Source organism: Bacillus sp. NEAU-242-2 (assembly GCF_027853835.1).
Classification (GTDB): domain Bacteria; phylum Bacillota; class Bacilli; order Bacillales; family Bacillaceae; genus Bacillus; species Bacillus velezensis.
Map to the genome: position 1 here is coordinate 132,855 of NZ_JAPNNY010000007.1, position 22,129 is coordinate 154,983.

Here is a 22,129-nt window from a genome sequence, read left to right on the forward strand (position 1 = left end):
GTTATTTTCGGTCTGGATGAAATATTTGATTTGCTTCGCTGACTTCCATCTCTCCGGATGCCAGCTTATTCAAAATTGCATCCAGGTCATCTTCATTGTCTTCTTCAGGGATTCGGTCAGAAGACTTCTGATCACTGAAGTGGGATTCAAGGTAGCTTGACATCTCCTTAATGGAGGGATACGTAAAAATATCAGAAACATCAATGAGAGAAGGCCATTCTTTCTCTATTTCTTTTACCAGATATATCGCGGATATTGAATCTCCGCCCAAATCATAAAATTTATCAGTTATACTGATTTGTTCTAAGCCTAAAACTTTTATCCAAGCTTTCATTAGTTTATTTTCAATATCGCTGAAGCTAAATGTCTGATCGGTTTTCGACTCAACAGATTTTTTTACAATCGCCTGCTCCTTAAAAGTCAATATATCCGGAGATAATCGGAAATGAATTTGATCTTGATTTAATTCCAGTACCCGATGATCAATTTCCCCGATGATCACATTCCGGATGTCCTTTTGCATGACTTCATCGAAGGCACGTATCGCTTCAGCTGAGGTAATCGTCTTAAAGCCGTTTTCATCTTTATGTTCGTTTCCGGCCTTTTGACGCTCTTCAATATATTCGGCAAGCATACCCACATCAGACCAGCCGCACCAATTAATCGTAACTGTTTTTTCATCCGGTCTTCTTCGCTGTCTGCGTTCTGCAAAGGAATCCAGGTAGGCATTAGCCGCAGTATAATCAGCCTGCCCCATACTCCCCGCAAGTGCTGTGATAGAAGAAAACATTATGAAGAAATCCAGATGCTCATGCTTTGTCAGCTCGTTTAATATCCATGTTCCATTAACTTTCGGTCTGAGCACGTTATCAAACACTTTTTTTTCCTTTCTGAAAATAAACCCATCTCCAGAAACACCAGCACTATGTATGACACCGTGGATTGTATTGTATTTACTCTTTATTTCCTCGAATACATGAATCATTTCACTTTCATTTGCGACATCGGCCTTATAGTAATCTACCTTAGAACCGCTTTCTTTTATTTCTTTTAGAGCATCGATTTTCTTGTTGTTTCCCTTCTCCATGTTGATCTGCTGCTCGGAGCGTCCAATGAGGATTAATTGGACATTTTCTTTTGATGATAAATACTTGGCCATTTCTAATCCCAGTCCGCCCATACCGCCGGTAATAACATATACACCGTTCTTTCTGATGCTTATTTTCCCTTCCCGAATTACGGATAAGTCTTCAGTCTGGAGCTCTTGAACGTATTTATGCCGGTCTCTGTAAGCGACAAGCTCTGACTGTTTTTTTGAGTTGATTTCAAACAAGATGCTTTCCGCCATAAGATTTTGATCCAAATCTATGCATCTGACACTTACACGCGAATATTCCTTTTCAATTACTTTTCCAAAACCGAAAAATGCCGCATTATGCGGGTTAATGTCTGGTTCTTCACCGCTTACTTGATGTGCAAGGTCTGCAAACAGCATCAGTTCTATGTTATTTTTTGTATTTTTTACAAGTGATTTTGTTAAATAAAATAAACTGTCTACCCCTGAGGATATTTTTTTCTGAAGCTGATATATGTTTTTGTCTTTCTCATTGCTGATAGACATCAAATGGACAATCTGAGAAACCTTTTCACTTTGAAGAGCTTTTACAAGACAGTCATAATCTTCTTGAGAATCACTGACTGTATAATGATGGCTTCCGATTTTAGAGAAATAGTCACCCTGTTCCGCGACAATCACAGTTTTCCCTTCCAGTTCTAACCTTCGAATGATTTCCTCGGATAAACTGCAGCCATTATTCTTAAATAATAAAATAGGATGATGAATTTCTCGCATCTCGTTTGATTGATCGCTTTCTCTTATCCAAGATAGCTTATGATATATATTGTTTCTTTTAGTCTTTTCAGCTGCTTTATGCACCCTTTTTACGATGTAATTGTTGATTTCACCGAAAACTTCTCCACTGTCATTCAGCAGGACGATGCGAAACGTTCCTGTTTCCCCGTTGCTTCGGCTCTTTTTCTTGATATAACTGTAAAACTTTTTAGAAGCAGAGCCATAAATCTTAAATTCTTTATAAAAATAAGGGAGATAGGTTTCGTTATCTATTGTGAATGTCCCGGCATTAACGGCACAATCCATCATCGCAGGATGAAGCGAAAACTGAACGAAATCACTCTCATATTCTTTCGGCAATTCCAATTCACATAGAAGCCTGTCGTCGTCTCTGTAGATTGCGTTGGTGCATTTCCATCTGCCTCCGACTTGAACGATGCTTTCCGGTCTATTGGTATCTTCTATATGATAAACCGACTTGTATTCATCGGTGTTTATTTCTGTCAATGGATGATTATTACGTTGAATGACATAAACAGAATTAAAGCTTTTCTTTAAATCCTCAATGTCATATGTTTCCCGTACCGGTTCTTCTTTCGCAATGACCGCTTCCGCGTGTTTTATCCATTTATCGCCGGACTTACTTATCACACTAAACTCTAAAACGCTGTCCTTTTTCTTTATGATCGTATGAACTTCTTTAACTTCATTTGCTTTTACCTTTAACTGATTTGAAAACGTAACGTCTTTTAACAGAATGCCTACAGGTCCGCCGAAGTATTTTCTTCCCGCTTCTCTAGCTGTTTCTATATAAACCGTTCCAGGGATAACGTAAGAATCATTCACTTTATGTTCATTTAAAAACCAATAATCAGTGACATTCAAATGGGATATATACACTTCCAGATTCAGTGACTGCACTGCAAGATTGCTCAATAAAGATTGTTTTTTCTCATCGGCTGAAGGGCCGTCTGCAGCCAGCTCAGCCCATAATCTTTTTCCGCTGAATTTGTATGTCGGCAAGCTGACCTTTTGAAAATTCATCTCGCTATAAAGATCTTCAAAGTTAATATTCGCCCCATCACAATACATTTCACATAAAATATGTAAGTCAGAGGTTGAAATATTAGAGACGTCTTGTCTGACTCGTTGAATCACATTTTTTATTGTTTGAGTATTCTGCACACTGTCTGTATGCGTTTTTCCTATAAACTTTGTTTGATTTGTTATCGATTGAAAGTATATATTTTTCTCCCGATACGTTTTCCATTCAGAGCATGATAAAAACTCCAGCTTTTCCAGCAGTTCCGCGACAGAGCTTATTACCATAGCGAGTCTGTATTTGTTTGGCAATCTCCCAGTGTTTGCTGTATAACATATATCTCCCAGATTCACATCTGTTTCTCTCTTTAAATAATCAATATGATCTGTAAGCAAGTGCGCGAGAGATGTTTTAGTCCTAGCTGATACAGTAAAAATATGTTCAGATAAAACGGATTGATCAACTTTTTCAACTGCGGGTGCCTCTTCTAAAATGACATGACAGTTTGTACCGCTCAGCCCAAAACTGCTGATGCCGCACCTGTATACTCCGCTGCTCTCCCATGCTGAAACGGAGTCATTGACGTAAACAGGCGATTCATGAAAATTGATATTTCGGTTCGGCACTTTAAAATGTAAACTTGGCGGAATTTTTTTATGCTTTAATGCCATTACCGCTTTAATTAAACCCGCTATTCCCGCCAAACTATCAAGATGCCCGATGTTTGTTTTGACTGAAGATACGGCACAGAACTGTTTTCGGTCTGTATATTTTCTGAAAGCCCGTTGCAACGCATTTATTTCAATCGGATCCCCTAATTTGGTCCCTGTCCCATGAGCTTCAATATATGTAATTGTTTTAGGATCTATTTTTGCATTTTTCCACGCATCTACTATTACTTGTTCTTGAGCTGCTGCGTTAGGAGCGGTAATTCCTACTGAGCTGCCGTCCTGGTTAACAGCGCTCCCCTTAATGACTGCATAGATCTGGTCATGATCACGAATCGCTTGGGCCAGCGGCTTCAGCAATACGGCAGCGACACCTTCGCCGCTATTCGTGCCGTCAGCAGAATCATCGAAAGTCCTTACAGCAAAATCAGATGAAGAATTCCCGATATTTAACCTGCTCTCCTCTATTGTCTTTGGGAATACTTTTATATTCACTCCGCCGGCTAATGCCATATCGCAATCCTTATTTCTTATTGCCTGACAAGCCGTATGGAGGGCGACAAGCGATGAAGAGCATGCAGTATCGATTACCATTGCTGGCCCTTTAAAATCCAAGATATATGACAGTCTGCTTGCGATAACTGATTTAATGTTACCCGCGGTAGCCAGTCCGAGTAACGATTGATCTCCTTTTTCAAGCAATCTGAAGTATTCATTTGAGCCGTCACTGCTGAGTCCAATGTATACTCCCGTATTTGTCCCACATAATTTTCCGCCGCCGTAACCCCCGTCTTCCAATGCGTTCCAGGCCGTTTCAATAAATAATCTTTGTCTGGGATCAATCAACTTTGCTTCATTTGGAATGATACTGAAAAAGTCACAATCAAATTTATCAATCTCATCCATATAGGCTATTTTTGTATAGGCTGCATCTTTACTGTACTTGGTTCCGCTGTTTTTTAATGACTGGTCAGCATCTTTTTTTCTGTTCAGAGGAATGTCTCTGATGAACTCTTTTCCTTGTAAAAGTAAATCCCAATATTCATTTACGTGATTGGCTTCGCCGATTCTGCATGATAAACCGACAATGGCAACGTCATCTCCGGAAATGTCTTTGGTCCCTTCCTCGTTTTTTTGTTTCTTTACATTAGGAGTTTGATTTGTAAAAGCGGCCGCTTTTAAGTTACTTAAACTTATAAAGTCTGTTTTCATTTTTTTACCTCGCTGAGAATCACTAGATAGGTGATCATACCTGTCAAACTTCAAAGTCTTCAAAGTGTTTTTTTGTGTTTGTTTCAGAAAATAATTGATTAAATCTTTTTTTCTGTTCATCTATAGGGGTTTTTTTTGTTCGAAACACTGACTTCAGCATTTCTACTGCCATATGCATTTGTTCTCTTGACGGCTGACGACCTGATGTTTCAAGTTCAGCCTGTATGGCAGCTACTTTTTCATATGGTTCGATTACACCTTTGGCGTATTCCTCATTGTTCCAGTTGTAATTTTTAGTAGCAACCGCGATCCCTAAACTTCTCGAGATAATAGAAAAACCGGCTTGCAGTGAAACAGATTCGTTCAAAAGAGTCTCTTTTATAATCTTCACGTCCTCTTCTTTGTCGTAGCTGTACGATTTGATGTCAGCGATATTGTTTCTTACAAGATTCCTTAATACAGATTTCGGCCCAAATTCAATCACAGTATCAGTATGATTTGCTTCTAAATACTTCATGATTCCCATCCAATTTACCGGTTTTACGATTTGAGTTCCCAGTATGTCAGCCATTTGCTGTTTATCTGAATATGGAAGAGCCGTCACATTAGATAAAACTTTGTATTTTGGAGTTCTGAGATCATACTTTTTTAACTCATGGCTGAATTTTTCCGCAGCAAAACCCATGATCGGAGAATGAAAAGCAGCACTTACATTTAATTTAAAAATGTCTGCTCCTCTGGCTTTAAGAGTTTCACTAAGCTCTTCAACTGCAACCGCTTCTCCGGATACCACAACATCTTTATATCCATTGTAGTTAGAAACAGCAATCGTTTTTCCTCTTGAAGAGAGAGATTCGCACTCTTCTTCTGCTATTCTTTCATCCAGGTTCCTGATAACAGCCATTGCTCCGGTCCCTTGTTCGGCAGCTTCTTTCATTAATAATCCTCTGGCTCTCACCAGCTTTACAGCGTCCTGGAAATCCAAAACGTCACTGCAAACCAAGGCAGAATATTCTCCTAAACTATGGCCGGCGATATATTCAGGTTCTTTTCCGACCTCTTCCATGTAGATTCTGAATTGTGCAATACTTGTTGCCAGGATGGCCGGCTGAGTATTTTCTGTTTGAGATAGCTCAGCGGCACTTCCATCTATACATAATTTCTTCAGGTCAAATCCCAATGCATCACTGGCTTCGTCATACGTTTTTTTAGCGATAATAAAATTGTCACATAAACGTTTGCCCATTCCTGCATATTGAGATCCTTGTCCTGAAAATAAAAAACCTATTTTCGACATTTAAATACCTCCAAAGTCTCTATAATGCCTGATTTGCCTTACATTCTGCCGATCAGCAAAATGTAAGGCAGAACCGGCCGCTTTATATTGAATTGTCTGCTTTGTCTGCTGTAATCACTTGAATTAAATTCATGTAGTTATAAAATAAATCTTTCATTTTGTGCTCATTTAGTTTCTGATGGTTATATATAAAAACGATTTCTGCTTCGGATGGCTTTTCATGAACTGCAAAAACCAGATCATATAATTCTGAGTACTCTTTTTTTGATTCATTACTAATATAAAAAAGAGGAAAAACATCTTGGGCCGAACTTGATTTCTTATAGTGAGTATTCAAATCGTATTGATCTGAATCCTCTTGATTCTCAATCTGCTCCTTCGCCATACGAATAATATCGTGAAAATTCTCGATATCAGACAGATCAAAAGACAGCTGGCTCATCCGATCATCTCCATGACCCGAAAATTGGATATGAATCAAGTTTTGCTGGCTGACATCAGCTAATAAAAATACATAACCCGCTAATAAAACATGAGAAATATCATATTTGTAGGTATTGCATATTGTTTTTAAACCATCATAATAATTCGCATTTACCGCATATTCGTGCATGGCTGTATGACTTTGTCCAGTTGATTCCGAGATGTATTCAAGCGGTAAAGTAATAGGAATGATTTCTTTTTCCAAGGACACTGCTATCTCCGCAAAGGCTATAGCTGATTCTATATATTCGGACAATCTGTAAATAGTCGGATATGCAAACAAGTCAGCAATTTGAATTTGTTTTGGATACAGCTTCTGAAGCTCATTATAAACTGCAACGATTTTGATTGAATTACCGCCTGCTTCAAAGAAGTTATCATGTATTCCAGGCTCTTCTATTTTTAAAACATCGGTCCAAACACGGCTGATACTTTTTTGTACATCCGTTACCGCTTCCTCAAAAGGCCGGTCAAAACCTGTTCTATCTATAACAGGTTCAGGCAGTGCCAGGACATTTATTTTTCCGTTTGCTGTCAGCGGAATTTGGTCAATTTTCATAAAGATCTGCGGAATCATATACTCAGGAAGCACAGGTGATAATAACTTAATAAATTCTGAAGGATATACAGTGCTTTCTGCCACATAATACAGAACTAAATCTTGGACTCCTGCGGAATTTGTTTTTCCGGCAGCTACACATTCCTTAACTTTTTCGTGTTGGTTTACTATGCTTTCAATCTCTCCCAATTCTATCCGATACCCTCTGATCTTTACCTGATTGTCCATTCTTCCGATAACGTCCAGTTCACCATTTGGCAGCCACCTTGCTAAATCTCCTGTCTTATACATCTTGGTTCCTTTAACAAACGGATTGTCTACAAACTTTTGCGCAGTCAAATCTTCTTTTCCTAAATATCCTCTGGCCATTCCGGCTCCAGCAATGCATAATTCGCCAGTACTGCCGAGCGGTACAGTGTTTCCATCATGATCTACTATATATATCTGTGTATTCGCAATCGGCTTGCCTATATTTACACTATTTTCATTGGTTAAGTCTTTCACAGAAGACCAAATCGTCGTCTCAGTCGGACCGTACATATTATAGATCTTCAGATTTTTATATTTTTTTAGCTCAAATAACAATTCCCGTTGAAATACCTCGCCCCCAACCATGATGGTCTTCAATTTCTGAAGACTCTCCGTGCTGTTTTCTGCACTTAGCATCAGCTTTAATCTGGATGGCGTAAGCTGAATAGTATTGACATCAGTCTCAACAACGATCTTGTTTAACAAGTACGGATCTCTTTGTTCCGCTTCACCGGCTATGACAACTTTCAGCCCTTGAGTTAAAGGCAGCAGCGACTCTAATCCGAATATGTCAAATGAGCACGTGGTGACCGAAAGAAGGACATTGTCTTGTGAAAAGCTGATCCTGTCTGTTATTCCCTTAATAAAGTTATGAACGGCACGGTGCTCTACGGCGACCCCTTTCGGTTTTCCGGTTGATCCCGACGTATAAATGACATATGCTAAATCTTCGGCCCTGTTAATAACATCAATGTTCGCCTCCAACTGATGTAATAAATCCTCTGAATCTATGTTAAATATGGTTCCGCTGTACGTTAATTCATTTGGAAGTCCTTCCTCAGTTAACAGCAGGCCGCTTTTACTGTCTTTCAGCATATAATTGATCCTGTCTGCCGGATAATCAGGATCAAGCGGTAAGTAGCATCCCCCTGCCTTTAGTATTCCTAATATTCCTATAATCAATCGGAAAGACCTTCTTACCAAAATAGGAACCACAACATTCTCTTTGATGCCGTTTTCCCTGAGGGCTCTTGCCAATTGATTTGCCTTATTATTCAGCTCCTTATAGGTCAGGAAGTCTCCGTTCCATTCCAGAGCGATTGCATCAGGTGTCCTTACAGCTTGCTCTTCGAAGAGCTCTTGTAACGTCTTTTCTTTCTTATATGATAATTCCGTGCAGTTGAATTCTTTCACCAGCTTTTGTTTCTCTGTCTCATTTACCATATCGATCTGAGAAACTATTACTTCATGATCAGCCGCTGCCTGCTGTAAGATGCTAACCAGGTTATCTAAGATTGAACTTACCGTTTCTTTACTGTAAACACTGGCGTTATATGTGATTTTCATATGCAAGTCGTCACCGGGAGCAATTAAAAGCTCTAAATCATAGTTGGTTTGTTCAAACCCCTGTTCAGCAGTTATTTTTACACTTGAACGGGCTGAATCTTTGAAAAGATCCTCACTCAACGGGTAATTTTCATACACGACTACGTGATTGATTAATTTATTCTTCATACTTGTCAAAGACTGTATGTCTGCCAGAGAACAATAACTGTATTCGTTCGCTTCAATAAAGTCTTTATTTATTTGTTTAGCCAATGAAATAAATGATGTATCACATTCTCTTTTCACTCTGATTGGCACTGCATTTATAAATAAGCCGACCATATTTTCAATTCCGTTTATCTCACTCGGTCTGCCTGAAACAATGGAACCAAATACCACATCATTTGTATTGTTATATTTCTGAAGCAATATCCCCCATGCTGTTTGAACGATAGAATTTAATGTAATGCTGTTTGACTCAGCGATTTTTTTCAGCTTAGCGGCGGTTTCACCGTTAAGTGCTCCCAGTTTTTGATCATGCTGATACTCGTCAGATTTCAATTCCAGTTCCGGAAATGAGATCTCTTGTTCATATGCAGAAAGATATTCCTTCCAATATTCAAATGCACGGTCCTTGTCCTGCTGATCAAGCCATTCAAGATAATGACTGTACGGTACAGGTGATTCTTGAAGGAGTTTTTTCCCTTCAGCCACGTCACCGTATAGATCCATAAGCTCTTTTAACAGAATACCGACACTCCAGCCATCCAAAATAATGTGGTGGAAACTGTATATGACTTTAAATTTATTTCTTCCCAGCTTGATCACCGATACTCTGATCAGACAATCTTTGTTCAGATCAAACGGAGTATTCCTGTCTCTCACCTTGAATTGCCCTACAAAGGCATCCTTCTTCTGCTCCTCCCATTGGCTGATATCATGATATTGAATGTTTAGTTTTCTTTCTTTTAAAATGGCTTGTTTAAATACACGGAAACCGTTATAGAAAAATGACGTTCTTAATATTTCATATTTAGCAATCAGCCTGTTTAATGCGTCACTGAGAACTTCTGTATTCAGATTTCCTTCAACTGTTATTTCACTTTGTTCGAAATAAGCGCTAGATTGATGGTCAATCACAGCGTTATACAGCATGCCTTCCTGCATCGGTGAAAGAGAATGAATTTTTTCTACTTCAGCACCGCTTGCAAGAATTTGATTTAACTCCTCTATTTGAAGATCGGGATCCCCATAATCCCATGGAGTTTTCTCAGATATTTTCTTATTCACACAATGTTCTATGATCTGATTTATTTTCAATTGATAGGCTTTCGTAAATTGCTCAATCGTCTCTCGTTTATATTGGTTTGCACTGTAATTGAACGTAAACATCAGCCTGCCATCCATGATATATCCATTTATTTCTATACTATGTGTTTTTTTATTTCTTCCAGATATGCTCGTTCCGGCGGACAAAGGTGATTTTTGAAATAGGTTGCTGCGATCTTCTTGGCCAAATTCACCCAAGTAGTTAAAGCTGATATCAGGTTTTAATTGAAGATGAACCGAGTCCGACAAATATCTGAGTATTCCGTAACCAATCCCGTTATGGGGGATATGTCTAAGCATTTCCTTTGTATACTTAATGGAGCTTGATAAACTATTACTTTCTGTCATATCGAGAACAATTGGGTATATTGTTGTAAACCAGCCTATTGTGCGATGGACCGGGGTTTTTATAACACTTTCACGGCCGTGCCCTTCAAGATTCACAAGGATCTTCTCGTTGCCGGTCCATTCTTTGGCTGCAAGTCCCAGTGAGCAAAGCAATATATCATTAATTTGTGTATGATATGCTGCATTTGTATTTCTTAAAAGTGTTTTTGTTTGATCCTCTGTTAATTCAATTTTAATTTCTTTACTATCTTCATAAGAGCAGCTTTCAGCAATGAAATCCTTTGGAAGAGGTTCAATAATAGCCGTTTCTATGGTCTCCCAGTACCCAGCTTCCTTTTGAAGAGCCTTGCTGTTTGCATATTCTTTCAATTGACGCGCCCATTCTTTGAACGATGCTGTTTTAGTTTCCAGCTCCACCTTGTTCCCATTAACTGTTTGAAGATAAGCTGTTTCAAAATCTTCCAATAGGATTCTCCAAGATACTCCGTCAATGATCATATGATGAATGGTTAATAGAAGATGATCTCCGTTTTTGGTTTTAAATACCGCCAGTTTTATTAAAATCCCCTTTTCCAAGCTCAATTCGTTCTGCATACGGTCAGCCAGTGATTCAATTGCCATGGCTGGATCTTCTGTTTGTGTCATATCAAATACGTCTAAAGTAAATGTTTCTTTTGCCTGTTTAATGCCCCTATTCCATTGCTTAATTTCACCGTTTTCCTTTTTAAACTGCATCCTGAGGGCATCATGATGCCTCACCAGTTCCAAAAAGGCCGTTTCGATTGCTTTTTCTTCTATGCCGGACTTTTTGTAAAGCATAAAGGCTTGGTTATAGTGGTTTTCTTGTTCAAATCTCTGTTCTATAAACCATTTTTGAATCGGTGTCAGATCAACGTCTCCTTCTACAATCGACTGATCTGCTTGTATATCAGCTGATTTTACGTGAGCACTCAAGTCTTTTATGTGCGGATATTTCATTAAATCTCTGACTTCAAGTTTTAAGCCGTATTTTTGGAGTTCGGAAACTACTAAAATGGATTTAATTGAGTCTCCGCCGATCTCGTAATAGTTATAGTTAATCCCGATTGATTTCATCCCCAGAACTTTCTCCCATACGCATGCGAGAATTTGTTCCTTTTTATTTCGCGGTGCTTCATATGCAGACTCCAATACATCCGCAATATCTATAATCGGCAATGATTTCGTATCTATTTTTCCGTTTGAACTTAACGGCATTTTTTCAATCTGGAAGATATAACTTGGCACCATATATAACGGTAATTCTTTAGACAGATTTTCTTTTAAAGCATAAACATCTATTTTTTTGTCGGAAGTAACATAACCGCAGAGATATTTATCCCCATGTTGGTCATCTCTCGCTACAACAACAGCCTCTCTTATGTGACTCATTTTCAGAAGCCGGTTTTCTATTTCTCCCGTTTCAATACGATATCCTCTGATTTTGACTTGATCATCAATTCTTCCTAAATAATCAATTGTCCCGTCCGGCATCCATTTTGCCATATCCCCTGTTCTGTATAACTTAGCCCCGGGTTCAAAGGGGTTATCTACAAATTTTTCTGACGTTAAGCCCGCTTTATTTTTATATCCGTCTGCAAGCCCTTCTCCGCTGACACAAAGTTCCCCGGCTGCCCCTAAAGGAAGTAATTCCAATTGTTTTCCTAATATATAAAGCTTAGTATTATCCGCAGGTTTGCCTATTGATACTGCATTGCCATTGTCTCTTTCAATATGATATTGATGAATCATACACCCGACTGTAGCCTCTGTCGGGCCGTATTCATTGTAGATTTTGACATGACCGTTAAATGCACCGTGTATCTTTTTTGCAAGCCCGGTTTTCAGCTCTTCCCCGCCGACGATTATTTTTTTTATCTTTGACGTACTTAAATCTACATTCTCCAGCAATCTCAAATGCGTCGGCGTTAGCTTAATAATATCCGCTTTATTTTCTTCTATAATTCTTCTGATCAGAAGAGCCTTGTCCGGTCCCTCATAAATAATAATTTTATTTCCTGAAATAAGCGGTGTATAAATTGAAGTAACCGTTAAGTCAAAAGAAATAGAAGAATACAGAGGAAAATCAATATCTTCATCATTTACATATATCTTATTTGCCCAATGAATATAATTTACCACGCCTTTATGTTTTACCATGACGCCCTTCGGCAGCCCTGTAGTCCCTGAAGTATAAATCATGTAGGCAAGGTCTTCCGGGCAACTGACATTCGGCAGATTACTTCTGTTATGCATATATAGAGCAGGATCACTTAATGATAAAATTTCTTTATTGAATGTAATACCACCTGACAATCCGTTTTGAATTAGGAGAATGTTTGCATCACTGTCTTTCAGCATGTAATTTACTCTTTCATCAGGATATTCAGGATCTATCGGCAAATACGCTCCCCCTGCTTTCAGCACCCCGATCATTCCGATGATCATCTCAAGAGATCTCTCTGTCATGATTCCGACAATGCTGTTTTCTCTAATTCCTTTTTGTCTCAAAAGATTAGCCAGGCTGTTTGATTTCTCGTTTAGTTCTTTATAGGTTAATAGCGTATCTTCTTGGACAGCCGCAATACGTTCAGGTGTTTTTTCTGCCTGCTCTTCAAATAATTGATGAATCGTTTTATTCCGCGGAAATTCAGCTGCCGTGTCATTGAATATATGGAGCAATGTGTGCTTCTCCTGTTCAGGAATCAAATCCAGTTTCATTAAAGGTTGATCTAGGCCGGCAGCTGCACTTTGTAAAAGCTTCGTAAAATGGGCACCCATTCTCTCGGCTGTTTCTTTTTCAAATAATTGACTGGAGTATTCCAAGTGGAACTTGATTCCTTTATCAATTTCCGTCGCGGTTAACGTTAAATCGAATTTTGAAATATTGATCTCGGTTTGAATATGCTCTTCCGGATTTGGATCCAGGTGATTTTCAATACCGTAATCTGCATTTTCAAGTACAAACATGACATCAAACAGCGGGTTCCGGCTCGAATCTCTTTTTACCCCGAGTTTTTGAACAATATTTTCAAATTGGTAATCTGTATTCTCAAAATCTTTTAACGTATGATGTTTGACCTCTTCTAAAAACGCTCTGAATGTTTTATGTTCCTCAGGAAAATTTCTTATGGCGACGGTATTGACGAACATCCCCACCGTATTCTCCAGTTCGGTGTCTGACCTTCCGGACTCTGCTGTTCCGATGATCACATCCTGCTGACCGCTGTATTTTGAAAGCATGACATTATATACCGCCAGCAGCACCATGTACAAAGTTGTTCCTGTTTCTTTCGCCACCGACTTTAAGCTTGATGTTAACCTTTCATCGGCCGTAAAGCTGACTCGGCTTCCTTCAAAGCTTTTGACTCTCGGCCGCTCGTAATCAGTCTGCAGATTGAGAATCGGCAGATCTCCGCTTAACCGCTTAAGCCAATACTCCTCTTGTTCCTTTAACGCCTCTTTTGTTCCTGAGCTTACTTGCCATTCTGAATAATCTTTATATTGCAGCGGCGGCTGTTTTAGTTTATGACCCGCATACAGCGCATTGAATTCTTTGCGGATTATTCCAACCGATACACCGTCCGCAGCGATATGATGAACATCTAACAGCAGCAGATTCCGGTCTTCATACGTTATGAGTCCGGCTCTGATTAACGGTGCTTTGTCCAAATGAAAGGGTCTGATAAACTGCTTCACATATGGTCGTATCCCATCAGACGGCAGCTTCTGATAATCAAATTCGAGCTTCCATGTATCGTGAATAATCTGAACCACATCGCCGTTTACAACATCGAAACTTGTCCGTAACGCTTCGTGTCTGCCAATAATCTCTTGTAAAACTGATTCGGCTTTTTTTACATCTAATTTTCCGTTTAGTTCGATCATAATCGGCAAGTTATAAACGATACTGTCTTTATCCGTCTCCCAAAGGGCAAACATTCTTTTCTGAGCAGATGATGCTTGATAAGAAGACTGCTTTCTCGCTTTACTGATGATCGGATAATTCTGTTTATCCCGCTTTTGAATAAGACGGCTCAACTGTTTGATGGTAGGCTGCTCAAAAAGCTCCTTCACCTTTATATCCGTGCCGAATGTTTTTCTGATGCGGGAAATAGTGAACGCAGCTGTTAAAGAATGTCCGCCCAGTTCGAAGAAATCTTCATTTATACTGATCCGTTTATGCCCAAGCATTTCTTTCCAAATTTCAGCTAGTTTTTCTTCCGTTTCATTTGCCGGAGCTTCGTATTGAGGTACTGACAACCGTTGCAAGTCAGGAAGAGGCAGCTCTTTTCGATTGATTTTTCCGTTAGCTGTAAGAGGCAACTCTTTCAGTTGTATTATGAAACTCGGAATCATATACTTCGGAAGAGCCTGTGCCAATTTCTCCTGTACGAACGAGCCTCCCATCTCAATGTCCCCAGTAATATATGCAGAAAGATATTTCTCCTCTATATAAACAACCGCCGCTTCTTTTATACCTTCCAGCTGTAATAGTTGGTTTTCGATCTCTCCGATTTCAACTCTAAAACCCCTAATTTTGACCTGGTTGTCAATCCGGCCTAAAAATTCTATATTTCCATCCGGCATCCATCTGCCAAGGTCTCCTGTTTTGTACATTTTTGCTCCACGATGAAAAGGATTATCAATAAATTTTTCATTCGTTAATTCTTCATTATTGACATATCCCGATGCTAAACCTACCCCGCTGATACAAATCTCACCGGGTGCTCCCACAGGGACCAGTTGATCTGAACGATCCACAATATAGATATTAATACCGTGAATTGGTCTTCCTATTCTATTGTATATTTCACAGTTTTGAATATGATCTAGATCAATGCTATGTGCAATACAGCCAACAGTGCTTTCGGTCGGCCCGTAATGGTTAATAAACTCCATCCATCTGCATTTTTCAGCGAGCTTTTTGACGTTGCCGATGTTTATGCTTTCGCCGCCCAGTATAATAACTTTTAAATCAGGACAAGACGCCAGCATGTCAACATCCTCCATCAATGTTGAAAATAAAGTGGGTGTCATTTTAAGATATGTAATACTATTTTTATGAATATATTCTATTAATGATAGAGAGTGAAGATACACTTCTTTATCAACAAAGTGGACTTGTCCGCCACCGGATAAAACTGGAAATATACTGGTATAGCATAAGTCAAAACTATATTTTGACGTCACTAACGACCTGCTGTCAGAATTTATGTTTATTTGATCACATACCCATAATGAATAATTAACTAATGATTTATTTTTCACCTTCACCCCCTTCGGTTTTCCCGAAGTACCCGAGGTATATATAACATATACCTCGTCCTCGAGATCATACTGAACATCAGGGTTTGATGTATTTTGGCTGGTATAAATCGATTTATCCGTAATATCCAAACATTCCGCCGCAATATTTTTATCAGCTAAAAAGCACAAATCTGTAATGAGGATATCAGCTTTGCTATCTTTTAAAATATGATTTATCCGACTGACCGGTGATTCATCATCAATAGGCAGAAACGCACTTCCGGTTTTTAAAATTCCCAGCATCCCAATCATTGAATATTCTGAAGGACGGATCATCATAGCCGTAATGCTGTTTTTTCCTGCCCCTTTTTCCATTAATAATGTTGCAACTTGATTTGCCTTTTCGTTTAGCTCTTTATAAGTGATATGCTTTCCTGCATAGACAGCCGCTGTTTGGTCAGGTGTCTTTTCCGCTCGTTCTTCAAAAAGGTCTTGTATCGTTTTATTCACCGTATAATTAGAGGACTGCTTATTAAACTCCTGGAGCATTCCGCGCTCTTCTTCATTTACAGCGCTGATGTCTTTTAGGACTCGCGTAGGATTAGTTGCCACTTGCTTTAATACATGACAGAAATTAACACCTATACGATTAATGATATCTTCACGATAAACATTATTGTTATACGTCATCTCTGCTTTGATTTGGCTGCCTGGAATAATAACCAGCCCAAAGTCATAGTTCGTCTGTTCAAACACTTCCATATCTGTAATCCTTAAAGCATCAGTTGTATTATCGACCGCCTTGCCATAGTCATCAACAGGGTAATTTTCATAAACCAACATATGGTTGATCAGTTTCTCTTTCATCTTTGTAAGAGCTTGTATATCCGCTAAAGAACTGTAACCGTATGATGTATTCGCTTTGATAAAGTCACTGTTCAGCTTTTGGGCTAATGCTATAAATACCGTATCACCATCGCCTTTTACTCTCAGAGGAACCGCATTGATAAATAACCCCACCATTTTTTCTATGCCTTGCACTCTGCATTGTCTTCCGGAAATAACCGCACCAAACACAACATCATTCACGTTGTTATACTTCTGCAAAAGAACTCCCCATGCAGTCTGAATCAATGCACTTAAAGTAATGTGATATTGATCAGCTGCAGCTTTCAACATCGAAGTACATGTTTCATCAATAATGAATGTTTTCTTCCTATTATTGAAATCGCCCTCATCAGCAGAACTTTGGAATACCGGCTTGCTGCTCATATTCATTTAGATAATCCCCCCAATATTCTAATGCGGCACTTTTGTCCTGATTATCCAGCCATTCTAAGTAGGTGCTGTAAGGCTCGGTATGCTGAAGCACTGTCTCTCTGCCTTCTTTTAATGACGTATAAATAGTTTTTATATCATTCATTATTAAACTCATACACCAGCCATCCATAATAATATGGTGAAAACTGAACAGCAGTTTATATTCTTTCTCATCAGTTTTTAATACGGTTACTCTTATTAAGCAATCATTCGTCAAATCGAATCTCGTTCCCCTGTCTTTAAACTGGACATTTTTAAGCCGGACTTTCTTTTGATATTCCGAGAAAGTGCTGATATCTTCAAATTCAATTTTAACTCTTCTCTCTCTTAGAACAGCCTGTTTAAACTTACTTAGTCCTTCATGAAAAAAGCATGTTCTTAAAATTTCATACTTCTCGATCAGCATATTAAAAGCTGTATTTAATCTGCCAATATCAAGCTGACCGGATAAAGAAAATGTAAGCTGCTCAAAATAGGCTTGTGAAAACGGATCAAGCAATGCATGATAAAGCATCCCGCTCTGCATAGGAGTCAGGGAGTGGATTTTCTCTATCTCTTTTCCGCTTGATAAAATTTGCTCCAAATCTCCGATGGATAAATCCAGATCTCCATAGTCAAAGGGTGTTTTTTCAGGAATTTTTTTCATTCCGCAATGCTGAATAATATCGATTAACCGGTTTATATAGGATTCGGTTAATGTTTTAATTGTTTCTTCTTTAAACTCTTTCGTACTATAGTTAAATTCCAACTGCAGTTGACCGTCCATAATAAAGCTGTTGATTTCGATGGCATTCAATTTTTTATTAGATAAAGAAACACTTGTACCAGATGATATATCTGCATGCTGAAAAACAGCCCGCTTTTTTTGAGAGATTTCTCCCAGATAGTTAAACCCGATCTCGGGCTTTATCGTAAAACTGATGTCTTTTTTATGTTCCGGTGCCGTCAAGTATTTAATAATTCCGTAACCAATACCTTTATGAGGTATTCTTCTTAAATACTCTTTCGTATTTTTTATGCAATAAGGCAGATCATCACTGTGCTCCATATCCAGCACGATCGGAAATAGTGAGGTGAACCAGCCGATGGTTCTTTCTATTGAAATGTTTTCTAATATGTTCTCTCTTCCGTGGCCTTCCAGACCGATTAAAACCTTGTCAATTCCCGCCCATTCTTTTACTGCCATTCCCAGTGAACAAAGCAAGATGTCATTAATCTGTGTGTTATAAGCTGCATTTGTATTCCTCTGGAGCTTATCAGTTAACTGCTTTGTAAGACTGACAGTAATGGTGCGGCTTTCCTTAAATACACTGTCAGTTTTATTGAAATCTCTCGGAATTTCTTTAATCTTCGTTTTTTCGATATTCTCCCAATACCGAAGTTCCTTTCTTATCTCACTTCCGTTTGCATATTCCGCCAATTTACGTGTCCATTCTTGAAAGGATGCCGTTTTCGGCGGAAGAACGGCCGGCTCTCCTTTTTGCAGATTGTTGTAGACCTGCTCCATATCTTCAAGCAGAATTCTCCAAGAGACTCCGTCAATCACCATATGATGTATAGCAATAAGTAGATAATCGCCCCTCATTGTTCGAAATAAACCAAGTTTCATTAAAAGCCCTTTTTCAAGATCCATTCCGCTTTGTAACTGATCGGCAAGTTTTTCTATTGTATTTTTGTAATCCGTATCAGCAAGCAGATCATATATGTCCAGAGTAAAAGTATCCCGGGCGGCTTGGACATCTCTGACTTCTTGTTTTATTTCGTCATTTTCGGCTGTATATATCAACCTCAAAGCATCATGATGCTTTACTAATAATTCAAATGTCTTTGCCAGAGCGTGTTCATTAATTTTTTCTTTCACTTGAAACATGAATGCCTGATTAAAGTGGTGAATGTCCGCAAAGTCATTCTCTATAAACCACTTTTGTATCGGTGCCAGTTCAGTTCTCCCGCTAACCGGGCTCTGATCTGTTTGAGCTTTATATAATTTCACGTGTTTACTGAGGTTTTTTATTTGCGGATACTGCAAAAGATCTTTTACATCTAGACTGAGACTGTATTCTTGAAGCTTTGATACAATCAGTATAGATTTTATTGAGTCTCCGCCCAGCTCATAGTAATTATCATTAATACCAATATCATCAATTTTCAGAACTTCCGACCAAACATTTACCAGAATCTGTTCGACTTCGGAACGGGGTGCTTCAAGGTGCTCCTTTATATGTTTAGGCTCTTCTATTTCTGCAAGTGCTTTCCTGTCAATTTTCCCATTTGGTGTGAGAGGCAGCTGTTCAACCTGGATGATGACACCGGGAATCATATATTGCGGCAAAATGTCGCCCAATTGCTCCCTCAAAGCTGCTCCGGATATTTTATATTCTGCGGTTACAAATGCAGAAAGGTATTTGTCACCGTGAAGGTCGCACTTATCTATAACAACTGCTTCTTTTATCCCGCTTATTTTCAGAAGCTGGCTTTCTATTTCATCAGTTTCAATCCGGAAGCCTCTGATTTTGACTTGATTATCAATTCTCCCCAAAAATTCTATGTTTCCGTCAGGAAGCCACCTTGCCAAGTCTCCTGTTCGGTACATTTTAGTTCCGGACTCAAATGGATGATCAATAAACTTCTCACGCGTCATTTTCTCTTTATTGAGATATCCTCTTGCTAAGCTGTCACCCGACACACACAATTCTCCCGCTAAACCAATAGGCACAAGATTGTTGTTGTGATCAATTATGAAGGCTTTCAGATTTCTGATCGGCTTACCGATAGGAACGGTCTTTGCCATCGCCCTCTCAGCTTCTGAGTATCTCCACATTGTAGAGCAGATTGTCGTTTCAGTTGGACCGTAGGCATTAATATAGTCTATTTTATTCACGATCCGGTTCAAGGATTTTGTAGATATCTGAGAACCAGCAGTAATTAAGAGCCTTAAAGCTGATAATCCGTTTATATTTATATGGTTGATGTATACAGGCGGCAAAGTGGCTACAGTAATGTCATGCCGGTTAATATACTCTTCAAATAATGTATAATTATTGATGACTTGACTTGAAAGGATGTGTAGTTCCGCTCCGGTCAACAGTGCCATACTGATTTCCCACACTGATGCATCAAATGAAAAACTTGCAAATTGAATAATTTTATCCCGGTAATTGATATTCATATCATGTTCAAAGACACTTTTGAGATTACTGATTCCGATATGCCGGATCGTTACACCCTTTGGTTTTCCAGTCGTTCCAGAAGTATAAATGACATAAGCAAGATGTTCTGCGGAACTCATCATTGGCAGGTTATGCCGATCTCCGGTGTAAAGAGAACTATCTGTTAAATCAATAACCTTCCCGTCAAACGGAATATTGTCAGCCTGACTATTCTGCACTAATAAAATGTCAGAACCGCTGTCTTCAATCATGTATTTGATTCTCTCAGAAGGATATCCCGGATCAATTGGCAAAAATGCGCCTCCCGCCTTCAGCACACCCAATATGCCTAACACCATCTCTAATGATTTGTCAGCAACAATACCTACTATTGACTCTTTTTTCACCCCCATTTTCATTAGTGTTCTCGCCAGACTATTTGAACTTTCGTTAAGTTCTTTATAAGTTACTTTATTATTTTCATACACTGCCGCTATTCTTTCCGGTGTCTTTTCCGCTTGTTCTTCAAACAATTGATGGATTGTCTTATTATGCGGGAAGTCGGCTACTGTATCATTGAATACATAAAGCAGTTTATGTTTCTCATCATCCGTTATCATATTCAGTCTGCAGATTGCCGTGTCCGGTTCTGATACAACCTGTTGTAAAAGCCGGGTATAATGAGCACCCATTCTTTCGACTGTGTCTTTCCTGAATAAATGATTGCAATATTCCAATTGGAAGTTAACGCCTTCATCGGTTTCCATTGCAGTTAACGTTAAATCAAATCTTGATATATTGACCTCAGATACTAGTAAATTTGATTCTGCTGTCTCTTCATTTCCTCCGAATCCGTAATCCTTACTCTCAAAAGTAAACATGACATCAAACAGCGGGTTCCGGCTCGAATCTCTTTTTACCCCGAGTTTTTGAACAATATTTTCAAATTGGTAATCTGTATTCTCAAAATCTTTTAACGTATGATGTTTGACCTCTTCTAAAAACGCTCTGAATGTTTTATGTTCCTCAGGAAAATTTCTTATGGCGACGGTATTGACGAACATCCCCACCGTATTCTCCAGTTCGGTGTCTGACCTTCCGGACTCTGCTGTTCCGATGATCACATCCTGCTGACCGCTGTATTTTGAAAGCATGACATTATATACCGCCAGCAGCACCATGTACAAAGTTGTTCCTGTTTCTTTCGCCACCGACTTTAAGCTTGATGTTAACCTTTCATCGGCCGTAAAGCTGACTCGGCTTCCTTCAAAGCTTTTGACTCTCGGCCGCTCGTAATCAGTCTGCAGATTGAGAATCGGCAGATCTCCGCTTAACCGCTTAAGCCAATACTCCTCTTGTTCCTTTAACGCCTCTTTTGTTCCTGAGCTTACTTGCCATTCTGAATAATCTTTATATTGCAGCGGCGGCTGTTTTAGTTTATGACCCGCATACAGCGCATTGAATTCTTTGCGGATTATTCCAACCGATACACCGTCCGCAGCGATATGATGAACATCTAACAGCAGCAGATTCCGGTCTTCATACGTTATGAGTCCGGCTCTGATTAACGGTGCTTTGTCCAAATGAAAGGGTCTGATAAACTGCTTCACATATGGTCGTATCCCATCAGACGGCAGCTTCTGATAATCAAATTCGAGCTTCCATGTATCGTGAATAATCTGAACCACATCGCCGTTTACAACATCGAAACTTGTCCGTAACGCTTCGTGTCTGCCAATAATCTCTTGTAAAACTGATTCGGCTTTTTTTACATCTAATTTTCCGTTTAGTTCGATCATAATCGGCAAGTTATAAACGATACTGTCTTTATCCGTCTCCCAAAGGGCAAACATTCTTTTCTGAGCAGATGATGCTTGATAAGAAGACTGCTTTCTCGCTTTACTGATGATCGGATAATTCTGTTTATCCCGCTTTTGAATAAGACGGCTCAACTGTTTGATGGTAGGCTGCTCAAAAAGCTCCTTCACCTTTATATCCGTGCCGAATGTTTTTCTGATGCGGGAAAT

The 22,129-nt window shown here is 39.1% G+C and carries 4 protein-coding genes; all 4 read right to left on the reverse strand.

Features of this window, described 5'->3' with window-relative positions:
- Position 1: 1 nt before the first annotated feature.
- The 4 genes from OWN49_RS18035 to OWN49_RS18050 all read right to left on the reverse strand — a co-directional run bounded on the left by OWN49_RS18035 (position 2) and on the right by OWN49_RS18050 (position 22,090).
- Positions 2-4,774: a type I polyketide synthase gene (locus OWN49_RS18035; RefSeq protein ID WP_176283093.1), complete on the reverse strand. Its 4,773-nt coding sequence runs from the start codon at positions 4,772-4,774 to the stop codon at positions 2-4.
- Between the two features lie 43 nt (positions 4,775-4,817).
- The gene (gene fabD, locus OWN49_RS18040; RefSeq protein ID WP_172614407.1) at positions 4,818-6,071 is read right to left on the reverse strand and encodes an ACP S-malonyltransferase; all 1,254 of its coding nucleotides are present in this window, start codon (positions 6,069-6,071) and stop codon (positions 4,818-4,820) included.
- A gap of 82 nt (positions 6,072-6,153) precedes the next feature.
- On the reverse strand, positions 6,154-16,911 hold the full coding sequence (locus OWN49_RS18045; RefSeq protein WP_172614406.1) for a non-ribosomal peptide synthetase: 10,758 nt from the start codon (positions 16,909-16,911) through the stop codon (positions 6,154-6,156).
- Positions 16,871-22,090 (reverse strand): non-ribosomal peptide synthetase, encoded by a 5,220-nt coding sequence (locus OWN49_RS18050; protein ID WP_265958222.1) that lies wholly within the window; start codon positions 22,088-22,090, stop codon positions 16,871-16,873. Before OWN49_RS18050 ends, OWN49_RS18045 begins: the two co-directional genes overlap by 41 nt.
- Positions 22,091-22,129 lie beyond the last annotated feature (39 nt).